Raw genomic sequence first — 15,828 nt, forward strand, 5'->3', positions numbered from 1 at the left:
CGGGTGGGAAAGTGGATCGGTGCCCGCTGGGTAGCGGCGGCGGTACTGGCGCTCGCCGTGTCCGGGACGGGGGCGGGGGTCGGCGCCGCCGCGCCCGCCGAGGGCAAAACACTTGTCGTACTCGGTGATTCGTTCAGTTCCAATGCCTGGATACTGGAGTCCGAGACCATCGACTGCTGGCACGGCGAGACCTCCTGGCCCACCCAGCTGAGCCAGCGCATGGGCGTGGCGGGCACCTCGGACTTCCTCGATATGTCCTGTCCCGGAGCCTCGCTCGACACACCGCCGAACTACACCGCCGCCTGGGAGGCCAAACAGGCCGACAAGCAGGGCGCGTTCGGTCCGCGCACCGAACTGGTGACCCTGCAATTCGGACTCAACGACCGCTGGGGCGCGCACGAGACCACCATGTGGTTCGCGCTGCAACAATGCGTGCTCAATCTCATCCAGGGTTGTGGGCCCGATGCCGCCGAACAGGGGCGCATCCCCGACTACCGGGAGGTCACCGGCGCCGCCTACGCCGCCCGGATTCGCCCGGTGGTGGAGTACGTGAAGTATTACGCACCCCATGCCCGCATTCTCCTGGTCGGCTATCCCGAACTGTTCGGCTCGGGACCGGAATCGGTGTGCTTCGACGCCTTCGGCGTCGCACGCTTCGTGCAGCCGCGCGGGCGGGCGGCGATCGAATTCGTGAACCGGCTCGACACCGCACAACGGGAGGCGGCGCGGCTGCTCGAGATCGACTTCTACGACACCCGGGCGGCGACGGCCGGGCACGGGCTGTGCTCACCGGAGCCGTGGATCAACGACTTCCAGGATCCGCGCGACCCCGACGCCATTCCGTTCCATCCCTCCGAACAGGGTGACGCGGTGGTCGCCGACGGGATCCATGCCCAGGTCGGGCGCTGATGGTCGAGGTCGCACCCGCCGCCGCGGGTGGCGCGGTCGCGTCGGTGGCGCAGCGGCGGCCCGCCTTGCCGTCGTTGACGGGGGCGCGCTGGTGGGCGGCGTTCGCGGTGTTCGCGCTGCACGCCCTGGTGTTCCTGCCGGTGTATCCGTTCCAGAAGTCGGAGTTGTTCCGGCAGGTGCACAATCTGGTGCCGATGCAGTTGGGGGCGGCGGGGGTGACGTTCTTCTTCGTGTTGTCGGGGTTCATCATCTACTGGTCGTATCGCCCGGGGACGTCGGTGCGGGGGTTCTACCGGCGGCGGGTGTTGAAGATCTACCCCACGCATGTGCTGGCGGCGGCGGTGTTCGTGGTGGCGGCGAGTGTGCCGTTGTCGCGGCTGGTGGTGTGGGTGCCGAATCTGCTGCTGGTGCACACCTGGGTGCCGAAGTGGACCACGGTGGGCGGGTTGAATGTGCCCGCATGGTCGCTGGCCTCGGAAATGCTGTTCTATCTGTGCTTTCCGCTGGTGTTCCCGCTGATTCGGCGGATCCCGACCCGGCGGCTGCTGGTGGCCGCCGGGCTGTTGGTGCTGTTCATCTTCGCGCTGCACACGGCCTACTACCTGTGGGTGCCGGGGCCGAAGGGGATCGCGAACGCTTTCGCGCCGCGGCTGCTGCCCGGGGACGCTTCGCCGTTGTTCGAGTTGCATGCCGATCCGCGCTGGTTCGCGCAACCGGATATCCCCGTCTCGCCGTCGTACTGGCTGAGCTACAACTTCCCGCTGTCGCGGCTGCCGGAGTTCTTCCTCGGGGTGCTGGCCGCCCGCATGGTGATCGAAGGGCGTTGGCGCAGTACGCGTCTCGGTCCGCCGCTGCTGGGTTTGGCGGTGGCCTATGCCGCCACCTGGGTGGTGCCGGTGAACTACAAGATGTCGGCGCTGCTGCTGGTGCCCATGACGGCCGTCGTGGCGACGCTCGCCGCGCGGGATCTGGCGGGTATCCGCGGAGTGAATGCCCATCCGCGCATGGTGTGGCTGGGCAATGTGTCGTACGCGTTCTATCTGATCCAGTTCCCGGTGATGGTGGTGATCACGCGACATCTCATCGGCGGCAACCAGTTCGGCGTTCTCGGCTGGGCCGGGTTCGCGGCCCTGAGCCTGGTGCTGTCACTGGTGGCGGCGGCCGCGCTGTATCACTGGGCCGATGTGCCGATCATGAAGCGCTTCGCCGGACGGCGGGCTTGACGCCCACCATGGGCAGCAGGGTGCGGCGGGCGAAGTCCCGGGCCGCCTGCGCGTCACCGAGCGGGATGAGGCCGTCCGGCGTCAGGGCCAGCGACAGCGCCAACCGCGCCATGATCTCGGCGACCAGGTCGGCGTCGAAGTCGGTGGTGTCCTGGGCGGACTGGAGTTCGCGCAACTTGCCCGCCAGATAGACACGGCCGACCTCGAGGATCGGCCCGGCCTCGGTGGTGAGGCGGGGCAGCACCAGATCGGGTTCGGTGCGCAGCAGTCGCCGCAGCAGCTCATTGCGCGCCAGCGCGGTGATGAAGGCGACGAAGGTCTCCACCAGCTGGTCCTCGGTCGAGTCGAATGCCTGCGCCCGCTTGTCGATTTCGGCGACGAAGCGCTGTGCCTCGCGCACGCTGACGGCCTCGACGAGTTCGTTCTTGGATTCGAAGCGGCGGTAGAGGGTGGCCGGGCTGATGCCCGCACGGCGCGCGATCTCACCCATGCTGGTCCGCTTGATCCCGAAATCCAGGAAGGCGGACAGTGCGCTCTCGAGCAGTTGCTCGCCGTCTTGGCGCGGCTTGTCGAGAATGCGCTGCAGCATGCTGGGCACGGAAGGCATCGAATCTCCAGTCGATCGGTTGGGGTGACCGCGTCGATGCGGTAAGGCGTGCGTCATTATTTCATCGCACCGCCGCCGCGTGGCGCGGACTCCTCGCCCCACCGGTTCGTGTCGGGAGCGTCAGCGCACGTTCAGTGCGGCCATTTCCCGCTCGATCGCATTCGCCGCGAAATCGATTCCATTGGTGCGTAATTCGTGAACCCGGCGCTGTAGCGCCTCCATGCCCCCCGGCTGGGCCGCGATATCGGCCACACTGATCCGCCGTCGGTGCATACCGTCCTGCTCGTACGACACCGTTGCAACCTCCTGCTAGCCCCGTGCGCGCACCCGACAGGCGACGGCAGAGCCCGGTCCGCCGGGAGCGCTGCGCACGATGCTAGCAGCGGACTTATATGGTCGCTTGATCAGTGTGTGGAGTCTCACACACTCGGCCGAGTCACGCCTCTTGACCGTCGCGATGCAGGCTCGTGTTGTGCAGGTACACCGCGGCATTGAGCTTGATCCGCTCCAACTCCTGCTCGCCCAGTTCCCGGCGCACCTTGCCCGGCACACCCGCCACCAGCGAATTCGGCGGGATCTGCGCACCCTCCGGAATCAGGGCATTGGCCGCGATCAGACTGCCCGACCCGATCACCGCGCCGTTGAGCACCGTCGCGCCCATGCCGACGAGCACATCGTCGCCGACCGTGCAGCCGTGCAGGATCGCATTGTGGCCCACCGAGACTCCCGCACCCACGGTGCACGGGAAACCCGGATCGGCGTGCAGGACGCAGCCGTCCTGGATATTGGTTCGCTCGCCGACGGTGATGTCGTCCATATCGCCGCGCAATACCGCCGAATACCAGACGCTCACCTCCGCGCTCAGTTTCACCCGACCGGCCACGGTGGCGTTCGGCGCGATCCACGCGCTCTCGTCGATCTGCGGTTCGTGCTCGCCCAAACGAATCTTCATGAGCCTGAACCTAGAGCACGGTCAACCGGCCGCGCGGTCCGGTCCGCCGGCACGGAAGGCGGCGCGATGCGCGGCGGGCGAGATGCCGAGCATCCGGTGGAAGTGGTGGCGCAGATTGACCGCCGTGCCCAGCCCGGATTCGGCGGCGACACGGTCCATGGTGGCGTCGGTGGTCTCGAGCAGCAGGCGGGCGCGGTCGACCCGCTGCTGGAGCAGCCACCGCTGTGGACTGGAACCGGTGCGCTCGCGGAAGCGGCGGGTGAAGGTGCGCCGGGCCATGAGAGCGGTGCGTGCCCAAGCGTCCAGGTCGATGACGTCGTCGAGATGGGTGCGCGCCCAGACCATGGCGTGCTCGAGCGGGTCGTCGTCGAGTGGCTCGGGGACCGCCACCGGAATGTACTGGGCCTGGGAGCCGCTGCGGTGCGGAGCCAGCACCAGGGCGCGGGCGAGTTCGGTGGCCCGGCGGCTGCCGAGGTCGGCGCGCACCAGGTGCAGGCAGCAGTCCAGGGCGGCCGCCACCCCCGCTGAGGTGATGACGTCGCCGTGATCGGACCAGAGGGTGTCGGCGCGCACCCGCACCGCCGGATGGGCGCGTTGCAGTTCGGCCGCGGCGGACCAGTGCGTGGTCACCTCGCGGCCGTCCGCGAGACCGCTGGCGGCCACCGCCCACGAGCCGAGGCACAGGCCCACCAGGCGGGCGCCGCGATCGTGGGCGCGGTGCAGGGCGGCGCGCAGCGCGTCGGACAGTTCCGCGTGTGGTCGCCAACTCGGCACGATCACCGTCTGCGCGCGATCGATCGCCTCCAGGCCGTGTGCGATGGCGATATCGAAACCCGCCGGGGTGGAGAGGGTTCCGGGTTGCTCGGCGCACACCTGCACGCGATAGGGCGGATCGGTGTCCGCGGCGACCCCGGCCCGGGCGAACACCAGGCTCGGCACCGAGAGATGGAACGGGCTGATGCCGTCGTAGGCGAGCGTGGCCACGGTGTGCATGGCCCGATCCTATCGATGCGTGGCCTGCGGGCCACTTCTCGATCTTGGTTCGCCGGACGAGACTCGTCGATATGACGAACGCCATCGACCCCGCCGCCACCGTTGAACTGCTCCATATCGGCGGTCCCACCGTCCGTTTCCGCTACGGCGGCCACACCTGGCTGACCGACCCCACCTTCGACGAGCCGGGCGTCTACCCGGGGCCGGTGACCCTGCGCAAGCTGACCGGTCCCGCCGTGAGCGCCGACCGGATCGGGCCGGTGGACGTGGTGCTGCTTTCGCACGATCAGCATCCCGACAATCTCGACCGCACCGGTCGGGACTTCCTGTCCCGCGTCGAGACCACGCTGTCCACGCCCGATGCCGCCGAGCGCATCGAGGGCGTTCGGGGACTGGAGAATTGGGAATCGGTTCGACTGGGCGAGGTGACCGTCACCGGCGTGCCCGCGCTGCACGGCCCGGAGGGCTGCGAGCCGGTGACTGGTGTGGTCACCGGTTTCGTGCTGCGGGCCGAGGGGCTGCCCACCGTCTATGTCTCCGGCGACAACGCCAGCGTCGAGCGGGTGGAGCGAATCGTCGAGCGGATGGGCCGCATCGACGTGGCGATCCTCAATGTGGGCGCGGCGAATCCCGGCCGCTTCGGCGACACCGACGTCACCCTGAACGGCCGCAGCGCGGTGCGGGCCGCCGAGGCGCTCGGCGACGCCGTGATCGTGCCCGTCCACGCGGAGGGCTGGGCGCACTTCTCCGAAACCCTCGACTACCTGGCGCGCAACTTCGAGTACGCCGGCCGCGGTGAGCAGCTGCGCATTCCGGTGCCGGGCGAGACGCTGACGGTGACCGCGCCGTAGCCGAGCAGTCCGACCGGAATCTCGCGCGATTCCCGTCCGCTGATTACCACCCGGCGACTCGGGCGCGGCGGTGATGGCGGGGGCGGGTCGGGTGGGCCACGATGACGGTATGAGGATCGGGGTACCGCGGGAGGTCAAGCAGCAGGAGTATCGGGTGGCGCTCACCCCGGCCGGGGCCGGGGAGCTGGTGCGCCACGGGCACGAGGTGGTGATCGAGGCCGGGGCGGGGGTCGGCTCGGGCTTCGGCGACGACGACTACACCGCGGTCGGCGTGCGGACGCTGCCGACGGCGGACGAGGTGTGGCGCGCGGCCGAACTCGTGGTCAAGGTGAAAGAACCCATCGCCGAGGAGTATTCGCGCATGCGCGCCGGACAGGTGCTGTTCACCTATCTGCATCTGGCCGCCTCGCGGGAGTGCACCGAGGCGATCCTGCGGTCCGGTATCACCGCCATCGCCTACGAGACGGTCCGTGCCGCCGACGGCTCGCTGCCGCTGCTCGCGCCCATGAGCGAGGTGGCGGGCAAACTCGGCACCCAGGTCGGGGCGTATCACCTGATGTCGCCGCAGGGTGGCGGCGGGGTGCTGCTCGGCGGGGTGCCGGGCGTGCGGCGCGCCACTGTGGTGGTGCTCGGCGGCGGGGTGGCGGGCACCAATGCCGTCGGTGTCGCGGTGGGGATGGGGGCGCGCGTCACCGTGCTGGACACCAACCTGCGGCGGCTGCGCGAACTCGACGCCCGGTTCTCCGGCCGCATCACCACCATCGGCTCCAATACCGCCGAGGTCGAGCGGGCGGTGCTGAGCGCGGATCTGGTGATCGGCTCGGTGCTGGTGCCGGGTGCGCGCGCCCCGAAACTGGTGACCGACGCTCTGGTCGCGCGCATGCGGCCCGGCTCGGTCCTGGTCGACATCGCCATCGACCAGGGCGGCTGCTTCGAGAGTTCACATCCGACCACGCATGCGAACCCCACCTTCCGGGTGGCGGATTCGCTGTTCTACTGCGTGGCCAATATGCCCGGCGCGGTACCGCACACCTCCACCACCGCGCTCACCAACGCCACCCTGCCGTACGCGAAGGCCATCGCCGATCTGGGCTGGCGTGCCGCCTGCGACGCCGATCCGGGTCTGGCGCAGGGGCTCACGGCCGATGCGGGCGAACTCTACGCCGTGGAGGTGGCCCAGGCGCACGGCCTGGGCTCCGTCGGCGGTGCCGCCACGCGGTCGTAGTGGCGGCGGTGCACTAGCGTCCGAGGGGCCAATCCGGATCGCCGTCCATCGGCAGGTCGCGCAGCTTGTCCGGGTTGCGCACCGCGTCGATGGCCGTGATCCGGCCGTTGTCGACGGTGAAGGAGAAGACGCCGATGTGCTTGCCGTCGAACACGATCAGGCCCGGCCGACCGGTGACCGTGACCTTGCGCAGCCACGCGTTCTCGACCTCGCTCGCCGCACGTAGGAAGGACATGAGGGTGTCGGCCACCGTCTGCGCGCCGTGCAGCGGTTCCAGGAACGCCAGCACCTTGCCGCCGCCGTCGGCGGTGAAGGTGACGTCCTTGTCGAGGATGCCCACCAGGGCGTTCAGATCGCCCGAGCGCCACGCCACCGTGAAGGCCGACACCACCTTGGCGTGCTCGTCGCGGCTGGCCGGGAAGCGCGGGGTGCCCTCCTGTACATGTTTGCGGGCACGGGAGGCCAACTGCCGCACCGCCGCCGGCGTGCGGCCCACCACCTCGGCGACCTCCGGGCCGGTCATGCCGAACACCTCCTGGAGGACGAAGGCGGTGCGCTCGGCGGGAGAGAGGGATTCCAGCACCACCAGCAGTGCGGTGGTGACCCGGTCGTCTTGGGTGACCCGGTCGGCCGGATCGTCCTCCCAGGCGCTCACCTCCGGTTCGGGCAGCCATTCACCCACGTACTGTTCGCGGCGGGCGCGCGCCGAACCCAGGTGGTCGAGCGCCAGGCGGCCGGTGACCGTGGTCAGCCAGGCGCGCAGATTCTCGATCTCCGCGCCCGAATTGCCCTCGTGGTATCGCTGCAAGCGCAGCCACGCCTCCTGCACGACGTCGTCGGCGTCGCTGAGGCTGCCGAGCGTGCTGTAGGCGACCCGGCGCAGATAGGGGCGATGCTCCTCGAACTGCCGGGCCAGGTCGGTCGGGTCGGGGGTGCTGTCGGTCGCCACTGTTTCGCCGTTCGTTCGGGTCGCCCGGGGGCGACGTACTTCCTGTGCATCAGGGGGACGACACGGGACGGGCGGATGTGACATCCCGCTGCGGGACGCGGCCACCGGTCGGCCGGGTCGTCGGGATATATCTACACGAACCGGTCGGTCGCCTGCTTCTTTCGACGGCCACGAGCCGCCGCGATACCCGCCGCGGTGAGGGCCGCCGCGAGTTGCACCGCCTCGGACAGAACGACCGCGCGGCGCAGGTCCGGGACCCGGGGTGCGGGACCGTCGCCGAGCGTGGGTCGCATCTCGACGCCGTGCCGGTACTCGGTGCGGCCGCCGAGGCCGACGCCCAGCGCCCCGGCCACGGTGGCTTCGGCCACACCGGCATTGGGGCTCGGATGGCTGGACGCATCGCGTCGCCAGGCCCGCCAGGCGGCGGCGGGACGGCCGCCGACCAGCGGAGCCAGCGCGGTGGTGAGGGCTCCCGCGAGGCGGGCGGGCACCAGATTGGCCACGTCGTCGGTGCGGGCGGCGGCCCAGCCGAAATTCCGATAGCGCTGGTTCCGGTAGCCGATCATGGCGTCGAGGGTGTTGATCGCGCGGTAGGCCAGCAGGCCGGGAATACCGGCCACCGCACCCCAGAACAGCGGGGCGACCGTCGCGTCCGAGGTGTTCTCGGCAATGGATTCCAGTGCGGCCCGGGCCAATCCGTCGGCGTCGAGGACCGCGGGGTCGCGACCGCACAGCGACGGCAGCAACTCTCGCGCCCCGGCCAGGTCGTCGGCCTCCAGTCGGTCGGCCATGGCGCGGCCGGTGCGGGCCAGACTGCGGCCGCCGAGCACGGTCCAGGTGGCGGCCGCGGTGAGCGGCACCCGGCCCGATCTCGCCCGGTGTGCCGCCACCCCGACAGCGGTCACGGCACCCACCAGCACCACTTCGTGCAGCACGCCCGCCGCCCGGCTGTCCCGATAGGTCCTGGTCTCCAATACCATTGCCGCCGAACCGAATCCGGCCACCGGATGGCAGCGGCGCGGGTCGCCGAACAGGCGGTCCAGCGCGAATCCGAGCAGCAGTCCCGCTGCGGTCGAGGTCCCGGTACGCACTCGGCGAGGGTAGTCGACCCGCCGCCGCGCCCCCGGCGGGTGGGGGCGCGGCGGGGTGGTCAGGACTGGTTCTTCAGGAAGGAGAGTTCGTTGGCGCTGCCCGCCACCACCACATCCAGCTTGCCGTCGCCGTCGTAGTCGGCCAGTGCCGGAGTCTGCGGCTGCGAGGTGACGTCGTGGTCGCCGGCGCGGCCGATGGTGCCGTCTCCGTTCCCGCTGAACACCATGATCTTGGAGTTCAGTACGGCGGACATGACGGCGTCGAGATTGCCGTCGCGGTCGAAATCGCCCACCACGATACTGGTGGGGCCGAGTCCGGACAGCGGTACCCGGTTGGTCTTCGAGAAGTCACCCTTGCCGTCGGAGATGAGCACCGTGGTGCTGAAGGAGAACGAATCGGCGGTGATCACGTCGTCGATTCCGTCACCGGTGAAATCACCGGCACGGATATCCTCGGTGACCAGTCCGGAGGTGCTGCCGCCGCGCAGGTCGAAACTGCCGTCGCCGCGGTTGGTCGCCACGTGCACCCGTTGCAGCACAGTATTGTTGACGGCGATATCGGGTTTCCCGTCACCATCGAAATTCCCGACGGTGAAGGCCGTGGGGGCACCCGGAATGGTCACCGAACCCTTGCCGTCGAGTTCGCCGTTGCCCTTGCCGAGCCAGGTCTTCACCCCGGCCGGCACCAGGCTCAGCACATCCTGTGTGCCGTCGCCGTTCACATCGGCGACGATCACCTCCTGCTGCGCCCCCTCCAGCGTCGGATAGGTCTTGGCGTCGGCGAAGGTGCCGTCGCCGTTGTTGATGAAGGTCGCGACGAAGGTCCACGCCTGGGCCACCACATCGGGACGGCCGTCGCCATTGAGATCACCGGCGGCGACCGCGCCGTACCCATTGCCGGGCGTGCCGACCCGCGTCCCCGGGTTGAAGGTGCCGTCGCCCTTGCCGGTCATGAGCACCGGGCCCGGACCGCCGAAATCGGCGCTGACGATATCGGCCTTGCCGTCGCCGTTGAAATCGGCGGTTACTACGCCGATCGGGGCCGGGCCGGGGCCCCAGGACGGGAAATTACCGCCCGTCGGGGAATTCACCGCCGGGGCGAAGGAAATGGTTCCGGCCGACGCCGTGCCGGTGGCGAACAGGCAGCAGGCGGTGGTGGCGGCGAGAAGGGTGAGACGTTGGCGCATAGGTATTCCTGGGGGTAGAGCGTGACGAGGTGAAGCGGCTCGGAATCTATGGCGTGGATCACAGCGATAGCGACGCATTCTCGCGAATTTGTGGAATTGCCTTGGAATCCGGGATCGGCTGTGCAATGCGCCCAAAGCGGCTCGGGGAGTGGATATCGCGTCGACCGCCCACGGGCGAAACGTGTCCCGGCCTACCCTGGTTCATGCGTCGTTGTCGAAACACGATGTGGCGCAGGGACTCACGATTGAGGTGGCGAGATGAGCGTGCGGGATCGACTGGCCGAGTGGCCGACGGCGGACGGGGGAGAGGCGTTCGGAACGCCGTATCAGACGCCGGACGGGACGACGATCGTCCCGGTCAGCCGGACGGGGTACTTCCGGAAGGCACTTCGTCCGGTCGGGATGTATGTGATCCGCGAGGGGGCGGTACGGTTCGAACCCGCCTTCGATCACACCCGGATCGCCCTGCTGGCCGAATTGGTCGGGTTGGTCGCGGCCGGTCTCGTCACCGGCGCGATCCTGCGTCGGCCGCCGTGGCCGGATCTGCGAATCACGCAGCGCGTCACCCGTGCCGGCTGAGTCGAACGGGTCGCCGCGGCCATGCCCCGGATCGTCGCCCGGAATGCGGTCGCTCGCGTGACCCCGGCCCTCAGCGGCGGGTGCCGCCGTAGCGGTCGGCCAACCGGGCCTCGGTGGTCTGTGCCTTGCGCGGGGGAGCCGGGGTGGCGGCGTCCGCGTCCATGTCCGGCGGGGTGATCGGATCGGCCGGGTTCGGGTCGTCGGAGCCGGTCGCGGCGTTCTCGCGGCGGCGGGCGCGGAGTTCGGCGTAGACGAAATAGCCGAGGCCGAGCGGGGCCATGATGCCGAACGCCAACCATTGCAGGCCGTAGGAGAGATACGGTCCGGCGTCCAGCTGCGGCAGCGGGACCGGGGTGAAGACGCCCGGCTGACCCTCCGACAGTTGCAGGTAGCCGCCGCGGCCGTCGGTGGGGATCGCGGTGATCGGCAGGTCGAGCACCTGCGCCGCCTGCGTGGTGTCGATGGAGTACACCTGACGCAGGCCGTTCTCGGTCATCGGCAGCTTGTCCTCGGGAACGCCCTCGGAGTTGCGCACCCGCGCCTCCAGGCGCTGCGGCCCGGCGGGCGGATCCGCGATGGCGGGGGGGCGCGTGCCGTCGACGGCGGCCACCATGCCGCGGTCGACCAGCACCGTGCGGCCGTCGTCGAGCCGGAAGGCGGCCAGTACCGCGAAGGCGGGTGCGCCGTCGAGATGCCGCAAACGCACCAGCAGCGTGGAGTCGGGCACGTAGCCGCCGTTCGCGGTGACGCGCTGCCATTCACTGTCGGTGTCGGTGCCGTCGAGCAGGGCGGTGACGTCGACGGGCGCGGCCCGCACCGAATCGGCGATCCGCTGATTGCGATGCTCGGTGGCGGAGTTCTTGCCCAGCTGCCAGGGGGCGAGCACGGTGAAGCACATATAGGCGAAACCGGCCACCACCACGGCCAGGATCAGCCAGCTGGGTCGCAGCAGGAAGCCGAGGCGCCGCAGCGCCGACCGGCCGCTCATGCCGTGCCCCGCCGCGGCTCGCCGAGCTGGTCGCGCACCCAGTCCAGCAGGCCGGGGACGGCGGCCTCGATCTGCTGCCGCACCAGTTCGAAATCGCGCCGATCGCCGTAATACGGATCGGCGATATCGGGACCGTCGGCCTCCGGGTCGAAGCTGCGCAGCAGCCGCCGTGCCTCCGACGGCACCCCCAGCCGCGCCAGCGCCCGCTCGTGCGAGGTGTCGAGTGCGATCAGCAGATCGGCGTCGCGGTGGTCGTCGCCGATCACCGCCGCCACATGGCCGACCGGGTATCCGTGTCGCCGCAATTCGTCGGTGGTACGCGGATCGGCGTCGTCGCCGACGTGCCAGCTGCCGGTGCCCGCGCTGCTGACCCGCACCCGGTCCGCCAGACCGGCGCGCTCGAGATGCGCGGCGAAGATCTTCTCGGCCATCGGCGACCGACAGATATTGCCGGTGCAGATGAAGGTCACATGCAGCTCGCCCACAACAGCCATTGTGTCGGGTCCACCTACGGGGCTGCCACGTAGGGTGTTGAGCTGTGCCGGAGGACACCACGGCGAGCCGTGAATCAGGAGTAGCGGCGGGCGATGTGTCGGGAGCAGGGGTGAGGCGTGGATCGGGAGGTGCGGTGAGGCGCGAGTTCGACGCGGCGGGTGATCGCGCGGCGGTCGAGCCGCCCGGCTCCGTCGATCACCAGCGGTTGCGCCATCACGGGGATGTCGACGCGCGGCCGGGGATGATCGACTTCGCGGTGAATGTGCAGGGGACCGCGCCGCCGGAGTGGTTGCGGGAGCGGTTGGCCGGGCGGCTGGCGGAGCTGGGGCGGTATCCGGACAGTGGCGAGGAGGCGGCCGCGCGGGCGGCGGTGGCGGCGCGGCACGGGCGGCGGGCCGAGGAGGTGCTGTTGCTGGCCGGGGCGGCGGAGGGGTTCGCCATGCTGCCGCGGCTGGGGGCGCGGCTGGCGGCGGTGATCCATCCGTCGTTCACCGAACCGGAGTTGGTGCTGCGGGAAGCGGACGTGCCGGTGACGCGGGTGGTGTTGGAGCCGCCGTACACGCTCGACGCCGGACTGGTGCCCGAGCAGGCCGACCTCGTGGTGGTGGGCAATCCGACCAATCCCACGTCGGTGCTGCATCCGGCCGAGGCGCTGCTGGCGCTGCGCCGCCCGGGTCGAATCGTGGTGGTGGACGAAGCCTTCGCCGACGCCGTGCCGGCTGAGCCGGAAACCCTGTCCGGCATGGACTTTCCCGATGTGCTGGTGCTGCGCAGCCTCACCAAGACCTGGGCGCTGGCGGGGCTGCGCTGCGGCTACGCCCTCGGCGCGCCCGAAGTGCTGGCGCGGCTGAACCACGGTCGTCCGCACTGGCCGCTGGGCTCCCTGCAAGTGGAGGCCATCGCCGCGACCAGCGCACCGGCCGCCGTAGCCGAGACGCGACGCAAGGCGGAGGCCATTGCCGCCGACCGCGCCGCCATGATTCCCCGGCTGCGTAGGCTCGGCATCGACGTGCACGAGCCCGCGGCGGGACCGTTCCTGCTGATTCGCGTGCCGGATGCGGAACTGTTGCGGAAGCGGCTGGCCGACAAGGGAATTGCCGTGCGCCGGGGTGATACGTTTCCGGGACTGGCGGCCGGTTTCCTGCGGGTGGCGGTGCGTCCCCCGGCCGAGGTGGACCGCCTGGTCGCGGCCATCGAAGACGTCGGACTGTGATCCGGCGCGCAGACGGGTGAGTGCGGTTCGTTCGGGCAGTGGAGGAGGTTGATCGTGACGGCGGTGCGGTTGGCGGATGTCATCGGGGTGCTGGACGCGGCGTATCCGCCGCGGCTGGCGGAATCCTGGGACTCGGTGGGTCTGGTCTGCGGCGATCCCGACGAGGCGGTGACCAGGGTGCTGTTCGCCGTGGACGCGACCGCCGCGGTGGTGGACGAGGCCGTCGAGTGGGGTGCGCAGGCCCTGGTGGTGCACCATCCGCTGCTGCTGCGCGGTGTGGACACGGTGGCGGCTAGTACGCCGAAGGGCGCGCTGCTGCACCGGCTGATCCGCACGGGCTGCGCGCTGTTCACGGCGCATACCAATGCCGATTCCGCGGATCCGGGAGTGTCGGATGCGTTGGCGCACGCCATCGGGCTGACGGTCACCGGTCCGCTGGATCCCAAACCGGTTGCGGCGCAGGACGAGTGGGAGGTACTGGTGCCGCGCACGCATACCGACGCGGTGCGTGCGGCGCTGTTCGCGGCCGGTGCGGGGGCGGTCGGGAACTATCGGGAGGCGAGCTGGTCGGTCACCGGCACGGGACAGTTCCGGCCCCTCGACGGGGCCGCCCCCGCCATCGGGGCGGTGGGGGAGTTGCAGCTCGTGCCCGAGGACCGCATCGAGGTGGTGGCACCGCCCGCGGCGCGGCGGGCGGTGCTGACCGCACTGCGGGCGGCGCACCCGTACGAGGAACCGGCCTTCCACGTGACCGAACGCGCGCCGCTGCCGTCCGGGCTGGGCATCGGCCGGGTCGGCGAGCTGGCGCAGCCGCAGACGCTGCGGAAATTCACGGCCCGCGTCCGCGCGACGCTGCCCGCCACCACCTGGGGCGTGCGCGCCGCCGGAGATCCCGAACGCGTTATCCGCACGGTGGCGGTGTGCGGCGGAGCGGGTGACTCCTTCCTGTCGGCGGTGTCCCGCCTCGGCGTGGACGCCTACGTCACCTCGGACCTGCGCCACCACCCCGCCGACGAGCACCTGCGCTCCGGCGGTCCGGCCCTCGTCGACGCCGCGCACTGGGCCACCGAATTCCCCTGGTGCGCACAGGCCGAGGGGTTCGTGCGGGCGGCGCTGCCGGGGGTCGGGACGCGCGTCTCCACGCAGCGCACCGACCCGTGGACCATCGGCGCGGCCGACTGCTGACCGGGCGCACCCCGGCGTGACATCCGCTGCGGTGCGCGCTATTCCGCCACGATCGTCGCTTCGTGCAGTACCGGGAAGTTCACCGAGTTGGCGATGAAGCACCGCCGATGCGCTTCGGCGTGCAGGCCGTGCGCCTTGTCGATCATGGCCGCGTCGGTGACGGTGATGTGCGGCCGCAGCGTGACCGTCCGGAAGCGTTCGTCGTCCATCACGCCCAGCGCCGTGTCGCGGTACGAGGTGACCACCACCCCGGCCGTGGCGCACAGGTGCAGATACCAGAGCATGTGGCAGTCCGAGAGGGAGGCGACCAGCAACTGCTCCGGATTCCAGCGTTCGGGGTCGCCGCGGAACTGGGGGTCGGAGGTGGCGAGGATGGGTGGCCGCCCGGCGGTCAGCAGTTCGTGATTGCGGCTGTAGGAACGGTAGTCCGTCGTCGCGCCGGACCACACCACCTCGACCTCGTACCGATGTTCGCTCATATCCGAGAGTGTGTCGGATATCAGCTCTGTCGCCCACCGTCGTGAACATCCGCCCAGCTGGCGGGCGGGTTGGAAAAATCGGTGCTGTCGACGGAGTACGGTGGGGGTCTTGAACTGTCCACAGCGTCCAGGAGAGCCTCCGCGTTGAATGTCGAACCATCGATCCAAGCCAAGCTGCTCGACCTCGCCGCAGTCGACGCCGAGCTGACGCGGATCGAGCACCGCCGCAAGGTGCTGCCCGAGGAGCAGGAGGTGCGGCAGCTCGAGTCGGAGCGGACGGCACGCAAGGACGCGGCGGTCAAGGTGGAGATCCTCATCGACGACCTGGATCGCGATATCCGCAAGCTCGAGGGTGAGATCGACGCCGTGCGCAAGCGCGAGGAGCGCGACCGCGGCATGCTCACCGCCGGATCGGTCGGGGCCAAGCAGCTCTCGGAACTCCAGCACGAGCTGACCAGCCTGGAGCGCCGCCGCACGGTGCTCGAGGACGATCTCATCGAGGTGATGGAGCGTCGCGAGGCCGCGGCCGCCGACCACGATCACGCCGGGGCCAATCTGGACCACGCCGAACAGCTGCTCGCCGAGGCCCAGCGCAAGCGCGACGAGGCATTGCGGGATCTGGAGGCCGCCGCGCAGCGCTGCGCATCCGACCGCGCCGCCCTGGCCGGTCGCTTCCCTGCCGAGCTGACCGCGATCTACGACAAGCAGCGCGCCGGCTACGGCGTGGGCGCGGCCCTGCTCCAGGCCCGCCGCTGCGGCGCCTGCCGCATCGAACTCGATCGCGGCGAGATCGCCCGCATCGCCAAGACCGCCCCCGAGGTGGTGGTCCGCTGCTCGGAATGCGGCGCGATCCTGGTGCGCACCAAGCAATCGGGACTGTGAGCGGCCGCGCCGGGGAGGGC

18 protein-coding genes are annotated in these 15,828 nt (G+C 70.2%); 8 read left to right on the forward strand and 10 right to left on the reverse strand.

The annotated features are described in order from the left end of the window. Positions 1–3: 3 nt before the first annotated feature. The gene (locus FOH10_RS06880; RefSeq protein WP_143980084.1) at positions 4–909 is read left to right on the forward strand and encodes an SGNH/GDSL hydrolase family protein; all 906 of its coding nucleotides are present in this window, start codon (positions 4–6) and stop codon (positions 907–909) included. Beyond that, positions 909–2,132 (forward strand): acyltransferase family protein, encoded by a 1,224-nt coding sequence (locus tag FOH10_RS06885; protein ID WP_143980085.1) that lies wholly within the window; start codon positions 909–911, stop codon positions 2,130–2,132. The genes FOH10_RS06880 and FOH10_RS06885 overlap by 1 nt, the downstream gene beginning before the upstream one ends. Here the strand turns inward: FOH10_RS06885 and FOH10_RS06890 are convergent. From FOH10_RS06890 to FOH10_RS06900, 4 genes are all read right to left on the reverse strand, one after another. Further along, positions 2,101–2,739, reverse strand: coding sequence for a TetR/AcrR family transcriptional regulator (locus FOH10_RS06890; RefSeq protein ID WP_143980086.1), 639 nt, complete (start codon positions 2,737–2,739; stop codon positions 2,101–2,103). The genes FOH10_RS06885 and FOH10_RS06890 overlap by 32 nt on opposite strands. Before the next feature lie 120 nt (positions 2,740–2,859). Further along, complete coding sequence (locus FOH10_RS34715) at positions 2,860–3,033, reverse strand: hypothetical protein (RefSeq protein WP_162836502.1); 174 nt, start codon at positions 3,031–3,033, stop codon at positions 2,860–2,862. A gap of 142 nt (positions 3,034–3,175) precedes the next feature. Continuing rightward, positions 3,176–3,691: a gamma carbonic anhydrase family protein gene (locus FOH10_RS06895; RefSeq protein WP_143980087.1), complete on the reverse strand. Its 516-nt coding sequence runs from the start codon at positions 3,689–3,691 to the stop codon at positions 3,176–3,178. A gap of 21 nt (positions 3,692–3,712) precedes the next feature. Continuing rightward, entirely contained in the window at positions 3,713–4,684 is a 972-nt protein-coding gene (locus tag FOH10_RS06900) for a GlxA family transcriptional regulator (RefSeq protein WP_143980088.1), read from the reverse strand. 71 nt (positions 4,685–4,755) lie between these two features. On the opposite strand from FOH10_RS06900, the gene FOH10_RS06905 reads away from it, so the two are divergent. Both FOH10_RS06905 and ald read left to right on the forward strand, forming a co-directional pair. Continuing rightward, on the forward strand, positions 4,756–5,535 hold the full coding sequence (locus tag FOH10_RS06905) for an MBL fold metallo-hydrolase (protein ID WP_143980089.1): 780 nt from the start codon (positions 4,756–4,758) through the stop codon (positions 5,533–5,535). Between the two features lie 109 nt (positions 5,536–5,644). After that, positions 5,645–6,760: an alanine dehydrogenase gene (gene ald, locus FOH10_RS06910; protein WP_143980090.1), complete on the forward strand. Its 1,116-nt coding sequence runs from the start codon at positions 5,645–5,647 to the stop codon at positions 6,758–6,760. 13 nt (positions 6,761–6,773) lie between these two features. On the opposite strand, the gene sigJ is transcribed toward ald, so the two are convergent. The 3 genes from sigJ to FOH10_RS06925 form a co-directional block, all read right to left on the reverse strand. Then, entirely contained in the window at positions 6,774–7,709 is a 936-nt protein-coding gene (gene sigJ, locus FOH10_RS06915) for an RNA polymerase sigma factor SigJ (RefSeq protein WP_244961731.1), read from the reverse strand. Positions 7,710–7,840: 131 nt separating this feature from the next. Continuing rightward, a complete protein-coding gene (locus FOH10_RS06920) occupies positions 7,841–8,800 on the reverse strand; it encodes a cobalamin biosynthesis protein (RefSeq protein ID WP_143980092.1) in 960 nt (319 codons plus the stop codon). A gap of 59 nt (positions 8,801–8,859) precedes the next feature. Continuing rightward, entirely contained in the window at positions 8,860–9,987 is a 1,128-nt protein-coding gene (locus FOH10_RS06925; RefSeq protein WP_186000745.1) for an FG-GAP repeat domain-containing protein, read from the reverse strand. Positions 9,988–10,245: 258 nt separating this feature from the next. On the opposite strand from FOH10_RS06925, the gene FOH10_RS06930 reads away from it, so the two are divergent. Continuing rightward, entirely contained in the window at positions 10,246–10,566 is a 321-nt protein-coding gene (locus FOH10_RS06930; protein WP_039811797.1) for a GerW family sporulation protein, read from the forward strand. A gap of 70 nt (positions 10,567–10,636) precedes the next feature. On the opposite strand, the gene FOH10_RS06935 is transcribed toward FOH10_RS06930, so the two are convergent. Further along, positions 10,637–11,536 (reverse strand): SURF1 family cytochrome oxidase biogenesis protein, encoded by a 900-nt coding sequence (locus tag FOH10_RS06935; RefSeq protein ID WP_143983904.1) that lies wholly within the window; start codon positions 11,534–11,536, stop codon positions 10,637–10,639. Between the two features lie 14 nt (positions 11,537–11,550). Beyond that, positions 11,551–12,048 (reverse strand): low molecular weight protein-tyrosine-phosphatase, encoded by a 498-nt coding sequence (locus FOH10_RS06940; protein WP_039811799.1) that lies wholly within the window; start codon positions 12,046–12,048, stop codon positions 11,551–11,553. A gap of 206 nt (positions 12,049–12,254) precedes the next feature. Between FOH10_RS06940 and cobC the strand changes: the two genes are divergently transcribed. Together cobC and FOH10_RS06950 are read left to right on the forward strand one after the other, a co-directional pair. Further along, complete coding sequence (gene cobC / locus FOH10_RS06945; RefSeq protein WP_244962051.1) at positions 12,255–13,262, forward strand: Rv2231c family histidinol phosphate aminotransferase CobC; 1,008 nt, start codon at positions 12,255–12,257, stop codon at positions 13,260–13,262. A 54-nt stretch (positions 13,263–13,316) separates the two neighbouring features. Next, positions 13,317–14,447 (forward strand): Nif3-like dinuclear metal center hexameric protein, encoded by a 1,131-nt coding sequence (locus FOH10_RS06950; RefSeq protein ID WP_143980095.1) that lies wholly within the window; start codon positions 13,317–13,319, stop codon positions 14,445–14,447. A 38-nt stretch (positions 14,448–14,485) separates the two neighbouring features. Here the strand turns inward: FOH10_RS06950 and FOH10_RS06955 are convergent, their stop codons facing one another. Beyond that, positions 14,486–14,926, reverse strand: a complete 441-nt coding sequence (locus FOH10_RS06955) for an OsmC family protein (protein ID WP_143980096.1) — start codon at positions 14,924–14,926, stop codon at positions 14,486–14,488. 144 nt (positions 14,927–15,070) lie between these two features. Between FOH10_RS06955 and FOH10_RS06960 the strand changes: the two genes are divergently transcribed. Next, the gene (locus FOH10_RS06960) at positions 15,071–15,808 is read left to right on the forward strand and encodes a zinc ribbon domain-containing protein (protein WP_029932596.1); all 738 of its coding nucleotides are present in this window, start codon (positions 15,071–15,073) and stop codon (positions 15,806–15,808) included. Positions 15,809–15,828 lie beyond the last annotated feature (20 nt).

The sequence above is a fragment of the Nocardia otitidiscaviarum genome (assembly GCF_007362295.1).
GTDB lineage: Bacteria > Actinomycetota > Actinomycetes > Mycobacteriales > Mycobacteriaceae > Nocardia > Nocardia otitidiscaviarum.